Below are 16494 nucleotides of genomic sequence, written 5' to 3' on the forward strand. Positions count from 1 at the left end.
ACCGACACGGCGATCCGGCTTTGGCCGGGTCGCCTCCATAAAACAAGACGGCATGAGCCAATCGCTGCCCTGGGAACACCGAGATGACCACGTACACATTCGAAGAGTTAAAAAAAGACGTCGCAGAAGGGCGCATCGACACGGTTCTGGCGTGTCAGGTGGACATGCAGGGCCGCTTGATGGGCAAGCGCTTTCAGGCGGAGTTTTTCGTCGAGAGCGCCTGGAAGGAAACCCATAGCTGCAACTATCTGCTCGCCACAGACATGGAGATGGAAACCGTCTCCGGCTACAAGGCGACCAGCTGGGAGAAGGGCTACGGCGACTATACGATGAAGCCGGATCTTTCGACGCTGCGTCGGATCCCCTGGCTCGAAGGCACGGCGCTGGTTCTCTGCGACATGCTCGACCATGCCACCCATGCCGAAGTGCCGCATTCGCCGCGTGCCATTCTGAAGAAGCAGGTTGCCCGGCTTGAGGCCATGGGCATGAAGGCGTTCATGGCGACCGAACTCGAATTCTTCCTCTTCGACCAGACCTATGACGAGGCGCGGCTTTCCGGCTACCGCGACTTGAAGACGGTCTCGGGCTACAATGAGGACTACCATATCTTCCAGACCACCAAGGAAGAGGGCGTGATGCGCGCGATCCGCAAGGGTCTGCAGGGGGCGGGTATCCCGGTTGAGAATTCCAAGGGCGAGGCATCCGCCGGGCAGGAAGAGATCAATGTGCGCTATGCCGATGTGCTCACCATGGCCGACCGCCACGTGATCATCAAGAATGGCTGCAAGGAGATCGCCTGGTCGAAGGGCAAGGCCATCACCTTCCTCGCCAAGTGGCACTACAATGCTGCAGGCTCCTCGTCGCATATCCACCAGTCGCTGTGGTCTGCCGATGGCAAGACGCCGCTGTTCTTCGACAAGGACGGCGAATACGGCATGTCGGAGACCATGAAGCACTACATGGCCGGGCTTCTCGCCCATGCCAGCGATTTCACCTATTTCCTCGCGCCCTACATCAATTCCTACAAGCGCTTCGTCGCGGGAACCTTCGCGCCGACCAAGGCGATCTGGTCGAAGGACAATCGCACCGCCGGCTACCGCTTGTGCGGCGAGGCGAGCAAGGGCATCCGCGTCGAGTGCCGCGTCGGTGGTTCCGACCTCAATCCCTATCTCGCCATGGCGGCTCTTCTCGCAGCTGGTATCGACGGGATCGAGAAGAAGATGGCGCTCGAACCGGAATTCTCGGGCGATGCCTATGGGGCAAAAGAGGCTCGTGAAATCCCGAGGACGCTGCGGGCGGCTGCGGAAACGCTTCGCGGCTCGCAGATGCTGCGGTCCGCTTTCGGCGATGACGTCGTTGATCACTACGTTCGCGCAGCGGAGTGGGAACAAGAGGAATACGATCGCCGGATCACGGATTGGGAGGTCGCGCGCGGCTTCGAGCGGGCGTGACCAAAGGCGGCCTTGAGCCCGCCACGATCCCCGGCGTATGGGTGGAAACAAGGACGGCGGCTGCGGCCGCTGTCATCTCGTTCTAGAACAACAGGAAGACGATCATGACCATGATCCAATGCATTTCGCCGATCGACGGATCGGTTTACGCGGAACGTCCGGCCATGTCGCTGGAAGCGGCGACCGAGGCTGTCGGTCGTGCGCGCAAGGCGCAGAAGGCCTGGGCGCGCTGGCCGCTTGAAGACCGCGTTCAGCTGGTGCTGAAGGGCGTTGCCCGCCTCAACGAGATGGCGGACGAAGTGGTGCCGGAACTGGCCCACATGATGGGCCGTCCCGTACGCTACGGCGGCGAATACAAGGGCTTCAACGAACGCTCGAACTATGTCGCAAACGTTGCTGCCGACGCACTGGCGCCGCTGGTCGTCGAAAACAGCGCGAGCTTCGAGCGCCGCATCGAGCGCGAGCCGCATGGTGTCGTTTTCGTCATCGCGCCGTGGAATTACCCCTACATGACCGCGATCAACACGATCGCGCCAGCACTGATGGCCGGCAATACCGTCGTCATCAAACACGCGACCCAGACGCTGCTCGTCGGTGAGCGCATGGTGCGGGCTTTTGTCGAGGCTGGCGTGCCTGACGATGTCTTCATCAACCTCTTTCTTGACCACGCAACGACATCCGCGCTGATCGCGGCCGGCAATTTCAACTTCATCAACTTCACCGGTTCGGTCGAAGGCGGGCGTTCGATCGAGCGGGCCGCTGCCGGCACCTTTGCCGGCCTCGGTCTTGAGCTCGGCGGCAAGGATCCGGGTTACGTCATGGAAGACGCAGACCTGGATGCCGCCGTCGATACGCTCATGGATGGCGCGACCTACAATTCCGGCCAGTGCTGCTGCGGCATCGAGCGCATCTATGTGCATGAAAGCCTCTACGACGCCTTCGTCGAGAAGTCGGTCGCCTGGGTGTCGAACTACAAGCTGGGCAATCCGCTCGATCCGGAAACGACGCTCGGCCCAATGGCCAACAAGCGCTTCGCCAAGGTGGTGCGCGAGCAGATCGCTGATGCGGTTTCGAAGGGTGCCAAGGCACTGGTCGATCCCAAGCTCTTCCCGGCTGATGACGGCGGCGCCTATATCATGCCGCAGGTGCTCACGAACGTTGATCACTCCATGGCCTTTATGAAGGACGAGACCTTTGGTCCGGCCGTCGGCATCATGAAGGTGAAGAGCGATGAGGAAGCGTTGTCGCTGATGAACGACAGCCCCTATGGGCTGACTGCTTCACTCTGGACGCAGGACCCTGAGCGTGCCGCCCGCATCGGCCGCGAGATCGAGACCGGCACGGTGTTCATGAACCGTGCCGACTATCTAGACCCGGCGCTCTGCTGGACCGGCGTCAAGGAAACCGGCAAGGGCGGCTCGCTCTCCGTGCTCGGCTTCCAGAACCTTACCCGTCCGAAATCCTATCACCTGAAGAAAGTCACGAAATGAACATCGTCGCCAATTGGAGCTATCCCACCGCCATCAAGATGGGACGTGGCCGCATCAAGGAACTGGCGGACGCGTGCAAGTCGCTGGGCATGAAGAAGCCGCTGTTGATCACCGACCGGGGGCTTGCCCCGATGGCGATCACCCAGACGGCGCTCGACGTGCTGGAAGAAGCCGGCCTCGGTCGCGCGCTCTTTGCCGATGTCGATCCGAACCCGAATGAGAAGAACCTGGAAGCCGGCATCAAGGCTTATAAGGATGGCGGTCACGACGGCGTTGTCGCCTTTGGCGGCGGCTCGGGCCTCGACCTCGGCAAGTGTGTTGCCTTCATGGCCGGCCAGACGCGGCCGGTCTGGGACTTCGAAGACATCGGTGATTGGTGGACGCGGGCCGATTCCGACGCCATCGCCCCGATCGTTGCCGTGCCGACCACCGCCGGTACCGGCTCCGAAGTCGGACGCGCTTCGGTCATCACCAATTCCGTCACGCATGTGAAGAAGATCATCTTCCATCCGAAGTTCCTGCCCGGCGTCGTCATCTGCGATCCGGAACTGACGGTCGGCATGCCGAAGATGATTACGGCCGGCACCGGGATGGACGCCTTCGCGCATTGCCTTGAAGCCTATTCCTCGCCTTTCTATCATCCGATGAGCCAGGGTATCGCGCTCGAAGGCATGCGGTTGGTCAAGGAATTTCTGCCGCGCGCCTATCACGAGGGGACCGATATCGAGGCCCGCACCAACATGATGTCGGCGGCCGCCATGGGCGCTGTCGCCTTCCAGAAGGGGCTTGGCGCCATCCATGCGCTGTCGCATCCGATCGGTGCTGTTTACAACACCCATCACGGCATGACGAATGCCGTCGTGATGCCGCCGGTGCTGAAGTTCAACCGTCACGTCATCGAGGAGCGGATTGAGCGGGCGGCCGCCTATCTCGGCATCGCGGGTGGTTTCGACGGCTTCTACGACTATGTGCTCGCACTGCGCGCCGAATTGCACGTGCCGGAAAACCTCACGGCCATGGGCATCGCCAGTGACCGGATCGACGAACTCTCCGCCATGGCGATCGAGGACCCGAGCGCCGGCGGCAATCCGGTGAAGATGACGCTCGAGAACACCAAGCAGCTCTTCGCCGACTGCTTCTGATCTTACGCGTTGCCCGCTTGAAGGCCCCGGTATGTTGTACCTGGGCCTCTGCAGCCATGCTGTCGGACCGAGCTTCTGCCTGCCCATTCCTATCTGCGAATATACTAGGTTTTTCCGTCGCTTCTCCCCAATAAGGGGGAGGGGGAGCTTGTGCGCGTTTCCAGTTTGTTAACCATGTTTGCTCCATGATGACTGCATGTGGCACCGATGACGCAGGTTGCCAAAGAGCGATGAGCCGCTCGGATCTGACCTCCCAAGGAAACAGCATGCCAGTCATTTCTTTTGCCAATGCCAAGGGTGGTGCCGGTAAGACCACCGCAGCCCTTCTTCTCGCCACCGAGCTGGCCCATCAGGGATACCGCGTCGCCATCCTTGATGCCGATCCGCAGCGCTGGATTACCCAGTGGCACGAGATCTCCGGTCCGCAGCGCAACATCGAGGTGGTCTCCGAGGTTACGGTCGCTTCCGTGCAGGGACATATCCGCGAGCTGTCGCGCGGCAATGACTACATCATCATGGATCTGGCCGGTGCCCGCGACGCCATGGTCACGACCGCGATCGGTCTCTCCGACCACGTGATGATCCCGGTCCAGGGCTGCGCCATGGACGCCAAGGGTGGCGCCCAGATCCTCGACCTCATCAAGCTGATGGAGGATGCTGGTAACCTCGTAATTCCACATTCGGTCGTGCTCACACGCGTCACCTCCATGGTGACCACGCGCGCACTTTTGACCATCAAGGGGCTGCTGGCTGCCCGTGGCGTCAATGTCGTCAACACGCCGATCGCCGAGCGCAGCGCCTATCGCGAAATCTTCGACTGTGGTGGCACGCTGTATTCGATGGATACGGCGAAGATCAGCAATCTCGACAAGGCTCAGGATAATGCCAAGGCCTTCGCTTCCGAGGTCATGCGCCTGTTGCCGGTCAAGGTCATCCGCTCCAGCGAGCCGCGTCGCCTGTTCCGTCTGGTGCGCTCGGCCGCCTGAGTGCTCCGCTTCCAATAGTCCAGAAACGAAGAGACCGCCGGTGCTGCCGGCGGTCTCTTCGTATTCAGATCGGAGTCTTTGATTGCGGAGGCGCTTCTGGAAGGCTTTGCGCCTTACTCGACGAATTCCACCGTAACGCCAGGCTTCACCATTTTTGCCAGCTCGGTTGCATCCCAGTTGGTCAGGCGAATACAGCCATGGCTCTGGGTGCGGCCGATCTTGGAGGGCTCGGGCGTGCCGTGAATGCCATAGGTGGGCTTCGACAATGCCAGCCAGACCGTGCCGACGGGGCCGTTCGGCCCTGGCGGGATCTGCAGGACCTGCGTGTTGTTGCCCTGCTGGAAATTGATCTTCGGATTGTAGGTATAACCGGGATTAAGGGCGATGCGTTCGATTGTGACGGTGCCCGACGGGGAGGGCGTGTCGGCAGAGCCGATGCTGGCTGGATAAGCGGCAATCAGGCCACCATCTTCGCCATAGGCGAAGACCTGCTTCAGACCCTTGTTGGCGACGATGCGTGTCACGTTGCCCTTCTTGTACGGGCCGGGTTCCACCACCTTGATCGTCGTGCCCGGGATCGAAAAATCGACGCCGGGGTTGAGTTCGCGCAGATAGCCTTCGTCCATATGGAAACGCTCGGCGAGCATCTCTACCGTGGAAGTGTAGGACAGGGCCGGAAGTTGTGCCTTATGCGCGTAGTCGTCGGGGATCGACGCGACAAAGGGGCCGGCGGCATCGCCGGCCGTAATCGTGTAGCTCTTGATCGCGAGGCCGCCGGAGAGACGCAGGCGCTCCAGGATGTCGTCGGCATTGTTCGGGTCGAGCGTCTCGCCGGTCATTTGCTCCCAGGCGACAATCGCCTTGTTGACGTTCTGACCCATCTTGCCGTCGATGACGCCGGGCGAAATGCCTTCACGATCGAGGAACACCTGGAGGGCGGTGATCTCCAGGCGGGACAGATTGCTCTTGACTGGGATTTCAGGCGTCACCGTACGGGCAGGGGCGGTGTCGGTAGGTGCGGGCAGATCCGGGCCGCCATAGGGCATGTCCTGGGGCAGGCCGTCGAGCGGCAGGCTGTCACGCGGGTCGACGTCCGGAATGGACGCGGTCGTGACGTCGTCGTCCCAGCCGCGCGGCGCAGGTGCGGGTTCGGCATAGGGATCGTAGACGCCGGGAAGGCCACGGTTTCCGCCACGCTGGCGGGGCGGATAATAGCTTTCCGCCGGAATCTCGGTTGCGACCAGATTGCCCATGCGGTCGATCAGCACCGTGCGACCCATCCGGTCGCGGCTGATCATGACTTCGCCGACTTCCGGCACATAGTCGAGGATATCGCCCTCTGGCGAGACGAGCAGCATCTGGGCGTTGCGATCGTCATAGACCGATTGTGCCGAGGCAAGGCTCACAGATGTGAGAGAGGCGGCGGCTAAAACCGCAAGTATCAAGCTAGATTTCCTGAAGTCGAACACGATTCGGTTTCCTCGTCTGAGCCGGCGACAAACGCGATAAATTTGACACTAATGTGGAAAAGGTGAATTCATAATGAATTGAGAGTTAACTCGCTGTGGGGGCGGAAGAGATAACCGGGCCGGATGCAGGGTCGCAGCGCCGGGTTGAGGGGGAAGAATGCAGGATAGACTGAGGATGGAGGCATTCATGCCCTTTCGGCTTTTACGCGTGGCCGAAAGCGTTGACCACGGCTTCATGCAGTTCTGCGGCCCGGAAGACGAGTTGTCGTGGTCCGAATGGCAGGTTCTCTGGTCGCTGGGCGAGCGCACCCCGACAACAGCGAAGGCCATCTCCTCCCATTCGGGTCTTTCCAAGACGAAAATCAGCCGTGCCGTGAAGGTCCTTGAGGACAAAGGATATCTCATTCGCAAGAAGGATCGATCGGACCGGCGCTTTGAACTTCTGTCCTTAACGCATAAGGGGCAGCACAGGTTCGAACGTCTCGCGGACGAAGCTGGGGCTTTCCAGCAGTGGCTTGAGCGCAGCGTTAACATCGCCTATCTCTCCTCGCTCGACAGCGGGCTCATCGGCCTGGAGGATCTGATCTCCACCGGCCACCTCAGGGCTCCGCAACGGCAGGCCGAGGAACCTCTTGCATGATCACTTTTTCCGGTCCAAGGGGACCGCGTCTGGCCCTCGACGAGAGTTCGGTATTCGATATCGGCTCCTGCATCGTCGATGGCGTCGATCTGTCTCCCGGCCGAGCGATCCCCGATGACGGCGATCCGCGGATTGACCATTCGCTGGAAGGGTTCCTGTTCACCTGCGGACCCGACCATATCCGCCACCGAGAGCCGATCGCGGGCACGGACCGGCACTTTCCTCTGCATGGCTCCTTCTCAGCAAACCCAGCGCATTCGATCGAGATGGCTATCGATGGAGAGGATCTTGTGGCCCGGGCCGTGGTCGATGTGACACTCGCGGCTGGCGGCCATGCGCAGTTGCGGCGGCAGTGGCGCCTGAAGGCCGAGAGCGGCGAGGTGCAGCTTGCCGATACGGTCATGAATGTCGGCGAAACCGCTTTTCCGACCTTTCTGATGTATCACATGAATCTGGGCGCGAAGCACTTCGACGACGAAACGCAGCTCGAAGGGGCGATGCTCGACGGCGGTGGTTTTCCCTGGACCTTCGGCGAAGCGGAGGGCGGCATCTTCTGTGTTCCAGCGGGTCATGGCGGCTGGGCGGAACTGCGTCTGGGGCCGATCGCGGCGATCGGCGGGAAGCGGCTGAAAGTCCGTTTTCGCACCGACACACTGCCGCATCTGCAGGTGTGGAGAAACCAGAGGCTTCCTGCCAATGTTCTCGGCATCGAGCCGGTCTCGCATCGATGGGTGGGACGTTCCGAGCTCGAGGCGGCGGGCGAATTCACTATCCTGCAGCCGGGCGAAAGCCGGGACTACGGACTTGCATTTTCCTTCGTCTGACGACCGATCGGTGATCCCCCGCGATTGACGCTCAGGGATGCCCGTCGTAGATGTTTGGCCCTAAGGAAATTGACGAGGAGCCCCGATGAACATCCGTCAGATCAACGAGGAATATTCGGTCAGCGGCCAGATCACGGTCGACGAGGTCGACGAGATCAAGGCGCTTGGCTTCAAGTCGATCGTCTGCCATCGCCCGGATGGTGAAGAAATCGGCCAGCCTGAATTTGCAGCCGTTGCCAAGCGCGCGGAAGAACTCGGCCTGAAGATCAAGCATGTGCCCGTCGGGCCGATGGGTGTCACGCCGGATGCCGTCGCCGACATGGTCGATGCGCTCGAAGAATTCGAACGTCCGATGCTCGGCTATTGCCGCTCCGGTGCTCGTTCGAACGCCACTTACGAACACGCGCAGCGCCAGCGCGGCTGACGCGTCTTTTCCATTATCCTTGGCCGGACGCTCGCGTCCGGCCTGTCTGTTTTCTAAACCAGCCTCAAGCAGGAGTTATCCCATGAGCATCAAGCGTATCGAGCCCGGCAAACGCATGAGCGGCGCCGTCGTCCACGGCAACACCGTTTACCTCGCCGGCCAGGTTGGTGAAGGCTCTACCGTGACCGAGCAGTCGAAGTCGGCGCTCGCCGAAGTCGACCGCCTGCTGGCCGCCGCCGGTTCGGACAAGTCCAAGATCCTGCAGACGATCATCTATCTCTCCGACATGTCGACCTTCGGCGAAATGAATGCAGTCTGGGAAGGCTGGATCGATCCGGCCAACCCGCCCGCCCGCGCAACAAGCGGTGCGCCGCTCGCGACGCCGGACTATCTGGTCGAGTTCATCGTCACAGCTGCTGTCTGATTTTTCAGGGCAACGTACTGAATGCCAAAGGCCGGGAGCGATCCCGGCCTTTCGTTGTTTTCTCAATCGCTTGCTCAGGGTTCACGGTTTCGCGGTCGTGCCGGACTTGCGTCGCCGGCCAAGAAGCCAGCGATACAGGCGTCCGTCTATCGAGAGCAGTCCAAGCGCTATCAGGACCATGCCGGCAAAATGGTTGGATGCCAGTATTTCGCCGAGGAACAGATAGCCAAGCAGGATAGCGCTGACTGGGATCAGCAGCGTAACGAGGGAACTGTTAATCGCGCCGCCGACCGCCAGGATATGGAAGAAGAGGATATAGGCGAGCGCCGTGGAGAGCAGCCCGAGGCCGAGCAGCGCGGCCATTGTCGTCATTCCCGGCATTGGCAAATGCCAGGGCGTGTCGATCAGCGTAACCACGGGTATCATCAGCAGCGTTGTCGCCGACACCTGTCCGAATGCACTGGTGGCCGGCGAGATGCCCATGCGCCGGAAGCGCCGCCCGAAGACACCCGCAAAGCCGTAGGACAGGGCTGCGCCGAGGCAGGCGAGAAGAGGCAGCAGCGGAATGTCTGCGGTCTTCACCCCGTTTCCGGCCATCAGTACCGCCACACCCGAAAATCCAAGCGCGATGCCCACGAGCTTATTGCGAGTCATGCCTTCGTCTGCTGTCAGAAAATGCGCGACGAGGATGGAGAATATCGGGGTGGTCGCGTTGAGGATCGAGGCGAGGCCGCTGGCAATCTGGGTCTGCCCCCAGAAGAGAAGCGTGAAGGGGATGAGGTTGTTGAGGAGCCCCATCCCGAAGAAGGCAGTCCAAGTGGTCGCGTCTGTGGGGATGGGCTGGCGGCGGATGCGCAAATAGACAAGCAGAGCCAATGCCGCGATCGCCACGCGGGCCAGGACCACCGTGAGCGGCGGAAGCTCAGAGAGGGCGACTTTGGAAAAGAAGAAGGAGCCGCCCCACAGAACGGACAGTGCCAAGAGCAGAGCCCAGCCGGTAAGGCTCATGGATTGGTTCTGCTGCATCTGAAAGGTTCCGTCGTGAATCGGTTGGCCATGTGTGGCCCGCTGAACCATCGTTTGCTCGCCGGATTCGGACTCTGTCCTTTTGACGCTCCAAACGCTGATGTAATCTCTCGTCATGAGCTTGGATATCCACCAATGTGAGCAGGCATGGCTTGCGCGTGATCCCCAGTTTGACGGCCGGTTCTTCATCGGCGTTCGAACAACCGGGATCTATTGCCGTTGTGTCTGCCCGGTGCGCCAGCCTTATCGCTGCAATATCGAATTCCTGCCGAGTGCGGCAGCGGCCGAACTGGCCGGCTATCGCCCATGCCTGCGCTGCCGGCCGGAAACGGCGCCGTTCAGCCCGGCCTGGAAGGGCAGTGCTGCAATCGTGGAGCGAGCAGCAAGACTGATCCGCGAGGAAGGCGCACTCGATGCGGCGGGTGCGACCGTCGAGGCGCTTGCGGCCCGCGTCGGTGTCGGCGGGCGACATCTGACGCGGCTGTTTCAAAAGCATCTCGGCGCAAGCCCGCTTCAGGTGGCAAAAACGGCGCGTGTTCAGCGCGCTAAGCGCCTGCTGACCGGTACGGATATGCCGATCACCGAGATTGCGCTGCAGGCAGGCTTCGGAAGTGTCAGGCGGTTCAATGCCGTTTTTCAGGAGGTTTACAAACGCCCGCCGACAGCGATCAAACGGAGTTCGTCGCCACGCCCATCGTGATCGCCCCTTGTCGCGCGGAGACCTCTGCGCAAACACAAAAATGGCCGGCGATGAACCGGCCATTCTGTTTTGATTCAATCGGCTGTCATGCTTTGTTGCGAATTTGAGTCAAGGTGCGGCTTGGCGTGATCGCCTCCGGGTCGAGCTTGATCTCGATGATCGCGGGCTTGCCGGAGGCGCGGGCGCGCAGGAAGGCAGGGGCGAAGTCTTCGGTCTTTTCGACGGTTTCGCCGTGGCCGCCATAGGCCTTGGCCAGCGCTGCAAAATCGGGGTTGGTCAGGTCGGTGGCGCTGACGCGGCCCGGATATTCGCGCTCCTGATGCATCCGGATCGTGCCGTACATGCCGTTATTGATGACAAGCGTGATGATCGGCAGGTTGTAACGGATGGCGGTCGCGAATTCCTGGCCATGCATCATGAAGCAGCCATCACCGGCAAAGCAGACGACTTCACGCTCTGGGAAGAGCTGCTTGGCGGCAACGGCTGCCGGAAGGCCATAGCCCATGGAACCGGAGGTCGGGGCGGCCTGGGTGTTGAAGGCCTGGAAGCGGTGGAAGCGATGCAGCCAGGTGGCATAGTTGCCGGCGCCATTGGTGAAGATTGCATCCTTCGGCGTGTTGGCTTCGATCCATTCCATGATCGGCCCCATCTGCACGGCGCCCGGGCCGGCCTTGGGCGGCGTCGACCAGGCGAGATAGGCGGCGTGCATGGTCTCGGTGCGCTCGGCCCATGCAGGGGCGGCGGGCGCATCCAGTGATGCGAGTGCTGCGACGAATTCCTCAGGTGCTGCACAGATCGCGAGATCAGCGCGGTAGACGCGGCCGAGTTCGGACGGGTCGGGATGCACATGCACGAGCTTTTGCGCCGGGTAGGGGATGTCCATCAGCGTGTAGGAGGAGGAGGGCATTTCGGAGAAGCGGCCGCCGAGCAGGATCAGCAGATCGGCCTCCTTCACTTCCTTAGCCAGCGCCGGGTTGATGCCGATGCCGACATCACCGGCATAGGAGGGATGCAGGTGATCGAAGAGCATCTGGCGGCGGAAAGAGCAGCCGACCGGCAGCTTGAATTTTTCGGCAAAGGCCTTGATTCCGGCGACCGAAGTCTCGCTCCAGCGTGTGCCGCCGAGAACGACCATCGGGCGCTTGGCGGTCTTCAGCAGTTCGCTGAGGGCTGCGATCTGGCTTGGGCCGGGATGGGCCTCGACGGGGGTGTAGGGCTTGGCTTCCGGGGCCTCAACCTCGTCGAGCAGCATGTCCTCAGGGAGCGTCAGCACGACCGGGCCGGGTCGGCCCGAGGTGGCGACGGCAAAGGCGCGGGTGACGAATTCCGGGATGCGGCGGGCGTCGTCGATTTCGCCGACCCATTTGGCGAATTCGGTGAAGGCGCGGCGGTATTCGACTTCCTGGAAGGCTTCGCGCTCCTTCATATCCCGACCGATCTGGCCGATGAACAGGATCATCGGAATCGAATCCTGCTTTGCGACATGCAGGCCGGCAGAGGCGTTCGTCGCGCCCGGACCACGGGTTACCATGCAGATGCCGGGTTTGCCGGTGAGGCGGCCCCAGGCATCGGCCATCATCGCGGCGCCGCCTTCCTGGCGGCAGACCAGCGTCTCGATGCCGCTGTCCTTCAGCGCGTCGAGCACGGCCAGATAGCTTTCGCCGGGAACGCAGGAGACGCGCTCGACGCCGTTTGCCTTCAGCGCCTCGACGATCAGTTCACCGCCGGTTCTCTTCATTGCGTCTTCCTTTCCAGCTCGGCCAGTTCGGCCAGAATTTCGTTTCCGTGCTCGCCGATACGCGGGCTCGGGCGCTCGTAGCGCAGGGGGGTCTCGGAGAGCACGATCGGCGTGCGCACGCTTGGGATGACCGTGCCCTTGTCGTCGGTGAGATCGATCTTCAGGCCGCGCGCTTGCACCTGCGGGTCAGCGAACATTTCCGCGATCGAGTTGATCGGCCCGGCCGGCACGGCATTTTGTTCGCAGGCTGAGAGCAGGTCGCGCTTCTGCCACTTGGCGGTCTCTGTCGTGACGATCCGGCGCACCTCAACCTTGTTGGCGACGCGTGCCTTGTTGGTGGCGAATCGCTCGTTCTCGGCTATCTCGGGGATGCCGAGGATGGTGCAGAGGCGCTTGAACTGGCCGTCATTGCCGACTGCGAGAATCAAGTGGCCGTCAGCGGTCGGCACGACTTCATAGGGGCTGATATTCGGATGGGCATTGCCGAGCCGGGTCGGTGGCTTGCCGGAGATCAGGTAGTTCATGTTCTGGTTGGCGAGCACTGCTGACATGACGTCGAGCAGCGCCATGTCGATGAACTGGCCCTGACCTGTCTTCAGGACATGGATGAGCGCGGCCTGGATTGCGGTCACGGCATAGATGCCGGTGAAGATGTCGGCGATGGCCACCCCCGCCTTCATCGGCTCGCCGTCCTTTTCGCCTGTGATCGACATGAAGCCAGACATGCCCTGGACAATGTAGTCATAGCCGGCGAAATCGGCATAGGGGCCGTTCTGGCCGAAGCCGGTGATCGAGCAGTAGACGAGCTTCGGGTTGATGGCCTTCAGGCTGTCGTAATCGAGTCCGTATTTCTCAAGACCGCCGCGCTTGAAGTTCTCGATGACCACATCGGCCGAAGCGCAAAGGCGGCGGACCGTTTCCTGGCCTTCGGGTGTCTTCAGGTCGACGGCGATCGAGCGCTTGTTGCGGTTGGTCGAATGGTAATAGGCGGCCGAGAGGTTTTCACCATCGGCGCCCTCGACGAAGGGCGGTCCCCAGGCGCGGGTGTCGTCACCGCCTTCGGGGTTCTCCACCTTGATCACGTCGGCGCCGAGGTCGGCGAGCATCTGGCCTGCCCATGGGCCTGCGAGTACGCGGGCCAGTTCGATCACGCGGATGCCGGTGAGCGGGGCAGGGGATGATGGCTTGGGCGTCATTGCGCGATCCTGTGCGGCGTCGTCAGGTTCGGCGATCCGACAATATTGGATCTCCTGCCATGACAAGAACTGCTATCGACCGAGCTATATCGCCCCATTTTGCCATTCGCACCTGATATTCTCTCATGGCATCATTCCGTTTCGGCAAGATCTGGCCAGATCAGGGTCCGAGATTGCGGAGCCAGGCGAGGAAATTGGCGATAGATTTTTCACGACCGATCTCGTTCAACGTCTCATGCCGCATGCCCTCATAGACCGTAGTTTCGACATCCGTCATGCCGACATCGAGCATGCGTTGGCCGAGCCAGCGTATCTCGCGGCCCATATTGGTCGCGGGGTCCTCAGCGCCGCCGACCAGATAGACGGGGAGGCGTTGCGGCAGGCGCTCAAGACGTTCGGGGGCGGCGCCTGCGAAAGTCAGGCGAAAGATATCGCGCCACATGGAGACGCTGGCATCGAAGCCGCATAGCGGATCGGCGATATAGGCGTCGACCTCGCGCGCGTCATGCGAGAGCCAGTCGAATGGTGTCCGATGCCCCTTGATGGCGCGGCCCCAGGCAACAAAGGTCGCCTTCGGCAGGATCAGCGACGGGACGTCGGAGCCCTTCAACATCTGCTCAAGAGAAAGCACGCCTTGGGCGAAGCGTCCGGCAAGGCCGGGATTGAAGTTTGAGTTCCAGACGGTCAGCGCATGGAAGGCTTGTGGATGTTCATTCGCGACGTTGAGCGCGATCAGGCCGCCCATGGAGTGACCGAAGAGAATGACCGGAAGTCCGGGATGGGTTTCGACGGCAAGCTCGCGCATGGCAATGACATCGGCGATCACCTTTTCGGCCCCGTTGCTGCGCGCGAATATCCCGAGTTGAGCGTCCGGTGCCGTCGTCTCGCCGTGTCCGCGGTGATCATGGGCAAAGACGTGGTAGCCATGGGCGGCCAGTGCCGAGGCGAACCCCTCGTAGCGCCGCGAATGTTCGGCTAGACCGTGGCAGATGAGGACAATACCACGCGGCGCGGTCGTCGACGGCTGGTGGTGATAGGCAAGACGTGCGCCTGATGGCGATTGGTGAAAGGCAAGAGCTGAAAACATTAGGTTCCCCCGATGGCGCGATAGGAGGTCATTTCTCTGCCATGCGCAATAGCGTCAGTGGCTTGACGCCGGATGCGCGAACAAGCCGGCGGGTAGCGACCCCGGCCAGCGAGGCGGGGATGTGGAATGATCTGAAACTTGCGAGAACTGCTGTATTTCTTGGCAGTTTTTTGTGCGCCGCATTGCCCCAAGGACGCAATTCGCCTACATAGCGGCAAATTCCCATTCCCGCCGGAGCAAGACCCCATGGCACGCCAGTTCATCTATCACATGTCGGGACTTAGCAAGTCCTACGGCGCAAAGAAGATTCTCGAGAACATCCACCTCTCGTTCTATCCCGATGCCAAGATCGGTATCCTCGGCCCGAACGGCGCCGGTAAGTCGACCGTGTTGCGCATCATCGCCGGTCAGGACAAGGAATATACCGGTGAAGCCTGGCTCGCCGAAGGTGCGACCGTCGGTTATCTCGAGCAGGAACCGCATCTCGATCCGGCGAAGAATGCGTTCGAGAACGTCATGGAAGGCGTGGCCGACAAGCAGGCCGTGCTCGACCGTTACAACGAACTGATGATGAACTATTCCGACGAGACGGCGGAAGAGGGCTCGAAGCTGCAGGACATCATCGACAGCCAGAACCTCTGGGACCTCGAACAGCAGGTGGAGATGGCGATGGAAGCGCTGCGCTGCCCGCCTAAGGACGCAGACGTCACCCTGCTTTCGGGTGGTGAGCGCCGTCGTATCGCGCTTTGCCGTCTGCTGCTCTCGCAGCCGGACCTGCTTTTGCTCGACGAACCGACCAACCACTTGGACGCCGAGACGATCGCCTGGCTTGAAAAGCACCTGCGCGACTACCCGGGCGCCGTGATGATGATTACCCACGATCGCTACTTCCTCGACAACGTCACCGGCTGGATCCTCGAACTCGACCGCGGCCGTGGCATTCCGTACGAAGGCAACTATTCGGCTTACCTGCAGGCGAAGGCCAAGCGCATGCTTCAGGAAAACCGCGAAGAGGCCGGTCGCCAGAAGGCGATCTCGCGCGAACAGGAATGGATCGCATCCAGCCCGAAGGCCCGTCAGGCCAAGTCCAAGGCCCGTATCAAGGCCTATGAGCAGCTGGTCGATGCGGCTGAAGGCATTCGTCCCGGTGATGCGCAGATCATCATTCCGGTCTCCGAGCGTCTTGGCCAGGTGGTCATCGAACTCGATGGCATCACCAAGGGCTTTGAAGGCCGCACGCTGATCAACGATCTCTCGATCAAGCTGCCGCCGGGCGGTATCGTCGGCATCATCGGCCCGAACGGCGCCGGCAAGTCGACGCTGTTCAAGATGATCACCGGCCAAGAAAAGCCGGATGCCGGTTCGATCCGCGTCGGTGACACCGTGCATCTCGGTTATGTTGACCAGAGCCGCGATGCGCTGGATGGTTCGAAGACCGTCTGGGAAGAAATTTCGGGCGGTGCCGAAATCATAAAGCTCGGCAAGTTCGACATGAACTCCCGCGCCTATTGCGGCGCCTTCAATTTCAAGGGCGGAGACCAGCAGCAGAAGGTCGGCAATCTCTCGGGCGGCCAGCGTAACCGCGTGCATCTGGCCAAGATGCTGAAGGCCGGCGGCAATGTGCTGCTGCTCGACGAACCGACCAACGACCTCGACACGGAAACGCTCGGCGCGCTGGAAACGGCACTCGAAAACTTCGCCGGCTGCGCGATCATCATCAGCCACGATCGCATGTTCCTCGACCGTCTGGCGACGCATATCCTTGCCTTCGAAGGCGACGGCCATGTCGAATGGTTCGAAGGCAACTTCGAAGACTACGAACAGGACAAGATCCGTCGCCTCGGTCCGGATGCGCTGAACCCGGGCAGCCAGTCCTATAAGCGCCTGACGCGCTAAG

General features: G+C 61.4%; 15 protein-coding genes. 10 read left to right on the top strand and 5 right to left on the bottom strand.

Annotation, left to right across the window (positions count from 1 at the left end; all coding sequences use genetic code 11):
• Positions 1 to 83 precede the first annotated feature (83 nt).
• The 4 genes from BW978_RS21335 (at position 84) to BW978_RS21350 (ending at position 5069) form a co-directional block, all read left to right on the top strand.
• Entirely contained in the window at positions 84 to 1451 is a 1368-nt protein-coding gene (locus BW978_RS21335) for a glutamine synthetase family protein (protein WP_076397855.1), read from the top strand.
• Between the two features lie 104 nt (positions 1452 to 1555).
• A complete protein-coding gene (locus tag BW978_RS21340) occupies positions 1556 to 2941 on the top strand; it encodes an aldehyde dehydrogenase family protein (protein ID WP_076397856.1) in 1386 nt (461 codons plus the stop codon).
• Positions 2938 to 4083 carry an iron-containing alcohol dehydrogenase gene (locus tag BW978_RS21345; protein ID WP_076397857.1) on the top strand — a complete coding sequence of 382 codons (1146 nt, stop codon included), beginning with the start codon at positions 2938 to 2940 and terminating at the stop codon, positions 4081 to 4083. The genes BW978_RS21340 and BW978_RS21345 overlap by 4 nt, the downstream gene beginning before the upstream one ends.
• A 266-nt stretch (positions 4084 to 4349) precedes the next feature.
• The gene (locus tag BW978_RS21350) at positions 4350 to 5069 is read left to right on the top strand and encodes a ParA family protein (RefSeq protein ID WP_076397858.1); all 720 of its coding nucleotides are present in this window, start codon (positions 4350 to 4352) and stop codon (positions 5067 to 5069) included.
• Positions 5070 to 5182: 113 nt separating this feature from the next.
• Here BW978_RS21350 and BW978_RS21355 read toward each other — a convergent pair whose 3' ends face one another.
• Complete coding sequence (locus BW978_RS21355; protein ID WP_139330631.1) at positions 5183 to 6514, bottom strand: L,D-transpeptidase; 1332 nt, start codon at positions 6512 to 6514, stop codon at positions 5183 to 5185.
• A 211-nt stretch (positions 6515 to 6725) separates the two neighbouring features.
• On the opposite strand from BW978_RS21355, the gene BW978_RS21360 reads away from it, so the two are divergent.
• The 4 genes from BW978_RS21360 (at position 6726) to BW978_RS21375 (ending at position 8850) form a co-directional block, all read left to right on the top strand.
• Entirely contained in the window at positions 6726 to 7178 is a 453-nt protein-coding gene (locus tag BW978_RS21360; protein ID WP_244552027.1) for a MarR family winged helix-turn-helix transcriptional regulator, read from the top strand.
• Positions 7175 to 8002: a DUF4432 family protein gene (locus BW978_RS21365; protein WP_076397861.1), complete on the top strand. Its 828-nt coding sequence runs from the start codon at positions 7175 to 7177 to the stop codon at positions 8000 to 8002. The genes BW978_RS21360 and BW978_RS21365 overlap by 4 nt, the downstream gene beginning before the upstream one ends.
• Positions 8003 to 8087: 85 nt before the next feature.
• Entirely contained in the window at positions 8088 to 8426 is a 339-nt protein-coding gene (locus BW978_RS21370; RefSeq protein WP_076397862.1) for a protein tyrosine phosphatase family protein, read from the top strand.
• 82 nt (positions 8427 to 8508) lie between these two features.
• On the top strand, positions 8509 to 8850 hold the full coding sequence (locus BW978_RS21375; protein ID WP_076397863.1) for a RidA family protein: 342 nt from the start codon (positions 8509 to 8511) through the stop codon (positions 8848 to 8850).
• A gap of 81 nt (positions 8851 to 8931) precedes the next feature.
• On the opposite strand, the gene BW978_RS21380 is transcribed toward BW978_RS21375, so the two are convergent.
• Positions 8932 to 9876: a DMT family transporter gene (locus BW978_RS21380; RefSeq protein WP_076398099.1), complete on the bottom strand. Its 945-nt coding sequence runs from the start codon at positions 9874 to 9876 to the stop codon at positions 8932 to 8934.
• A 115-nt stretch (positions 9877 to 9991) separates the two neighbouring features.
• Between BW978_RS21380 and BW978_RS21385 the strand changes: the two genes are divergently transcribed.
• On the top strand, positions 9992 to 10576 hold the full coding sequence (locus BW978_RS21385; protein WP_076397864.1) for a bifunctional transcriptional activator/DNA repair enzyme AdaA: 585 nt from the start codon (positions 9992 to 9994) through the stop codon (positions 10574 to 10576).
• Between the two features lie 85 nt (positions 10577 to 10661).
• Here the strand turns inward: BW978_RS21385 and BW978_RS21390 are convergent, their stop codons facing one another.
• From BW978_RS21390 to BW978_RS21400, 3 genes are all read right to left on the bottom strand, one after another.
• A complete protein-coding gene (locus tag BW978_RS21390) occupies positions 10662 to 12314 on the bottom strand; it encodes a thiamine pyrophosphate-binding protein (protein WP_076397865.1) in 1653 nt (550 codons plus the stop codon).
• Complete coding sequence (locus BW978_RS21395; RefSeq protein WP_076397866.1) at positions 12311 to 13510, bottom strand: succinate--glutarate CoA-transferase; 1200 nt, start codon at positions 13508 to 13510, stop codon at positions 12311 to 12313. Before BW978_RS21395 ends, BW978_RS21390 begins: the two co-directional genes overlap by 4 nt.
• Positions 13511 to 13670: 160 nt before the next feature.
• A complete protein-coding gene (locus BW978_RS21400) occupies positions 13671 to 14597 on the bottom strand; it encodes an alpha/beta hydrolase (RefSeq protein WP_076397867.1) in 927 nt (308 codons plus the stop codon).
• A 246-nt stretch (positions 14598 to 14843) separates the two neighbouring features.
• Here BW978_RS21400 and ettA point away from each other — a divergent pair, with 246 nt between their 5' ends.
• Positions 14844 to 16493, top strand: a complete 1650-nt coding sequence (ettA, locus tag BW978_RS21405) for an energy-dependent translational throttle protein EttA (protein ID WP_076397868.1) — start codon at positions 14844 to 14846, stop codon at positions 16491 to 16493.
• Position 16494 lies beyond the last annotated feature (1 nt).

The sequence above is a fragment of the Rhizobium sp. RU33A genome (genome assembly GCF_900156055.1).
Classification (GTDB): domain Bacteria; phylum Pseudomonadota; class Alphaproteobacteria; order Rhizobiales; family Rhizobiaceae; genus Allorhizobium.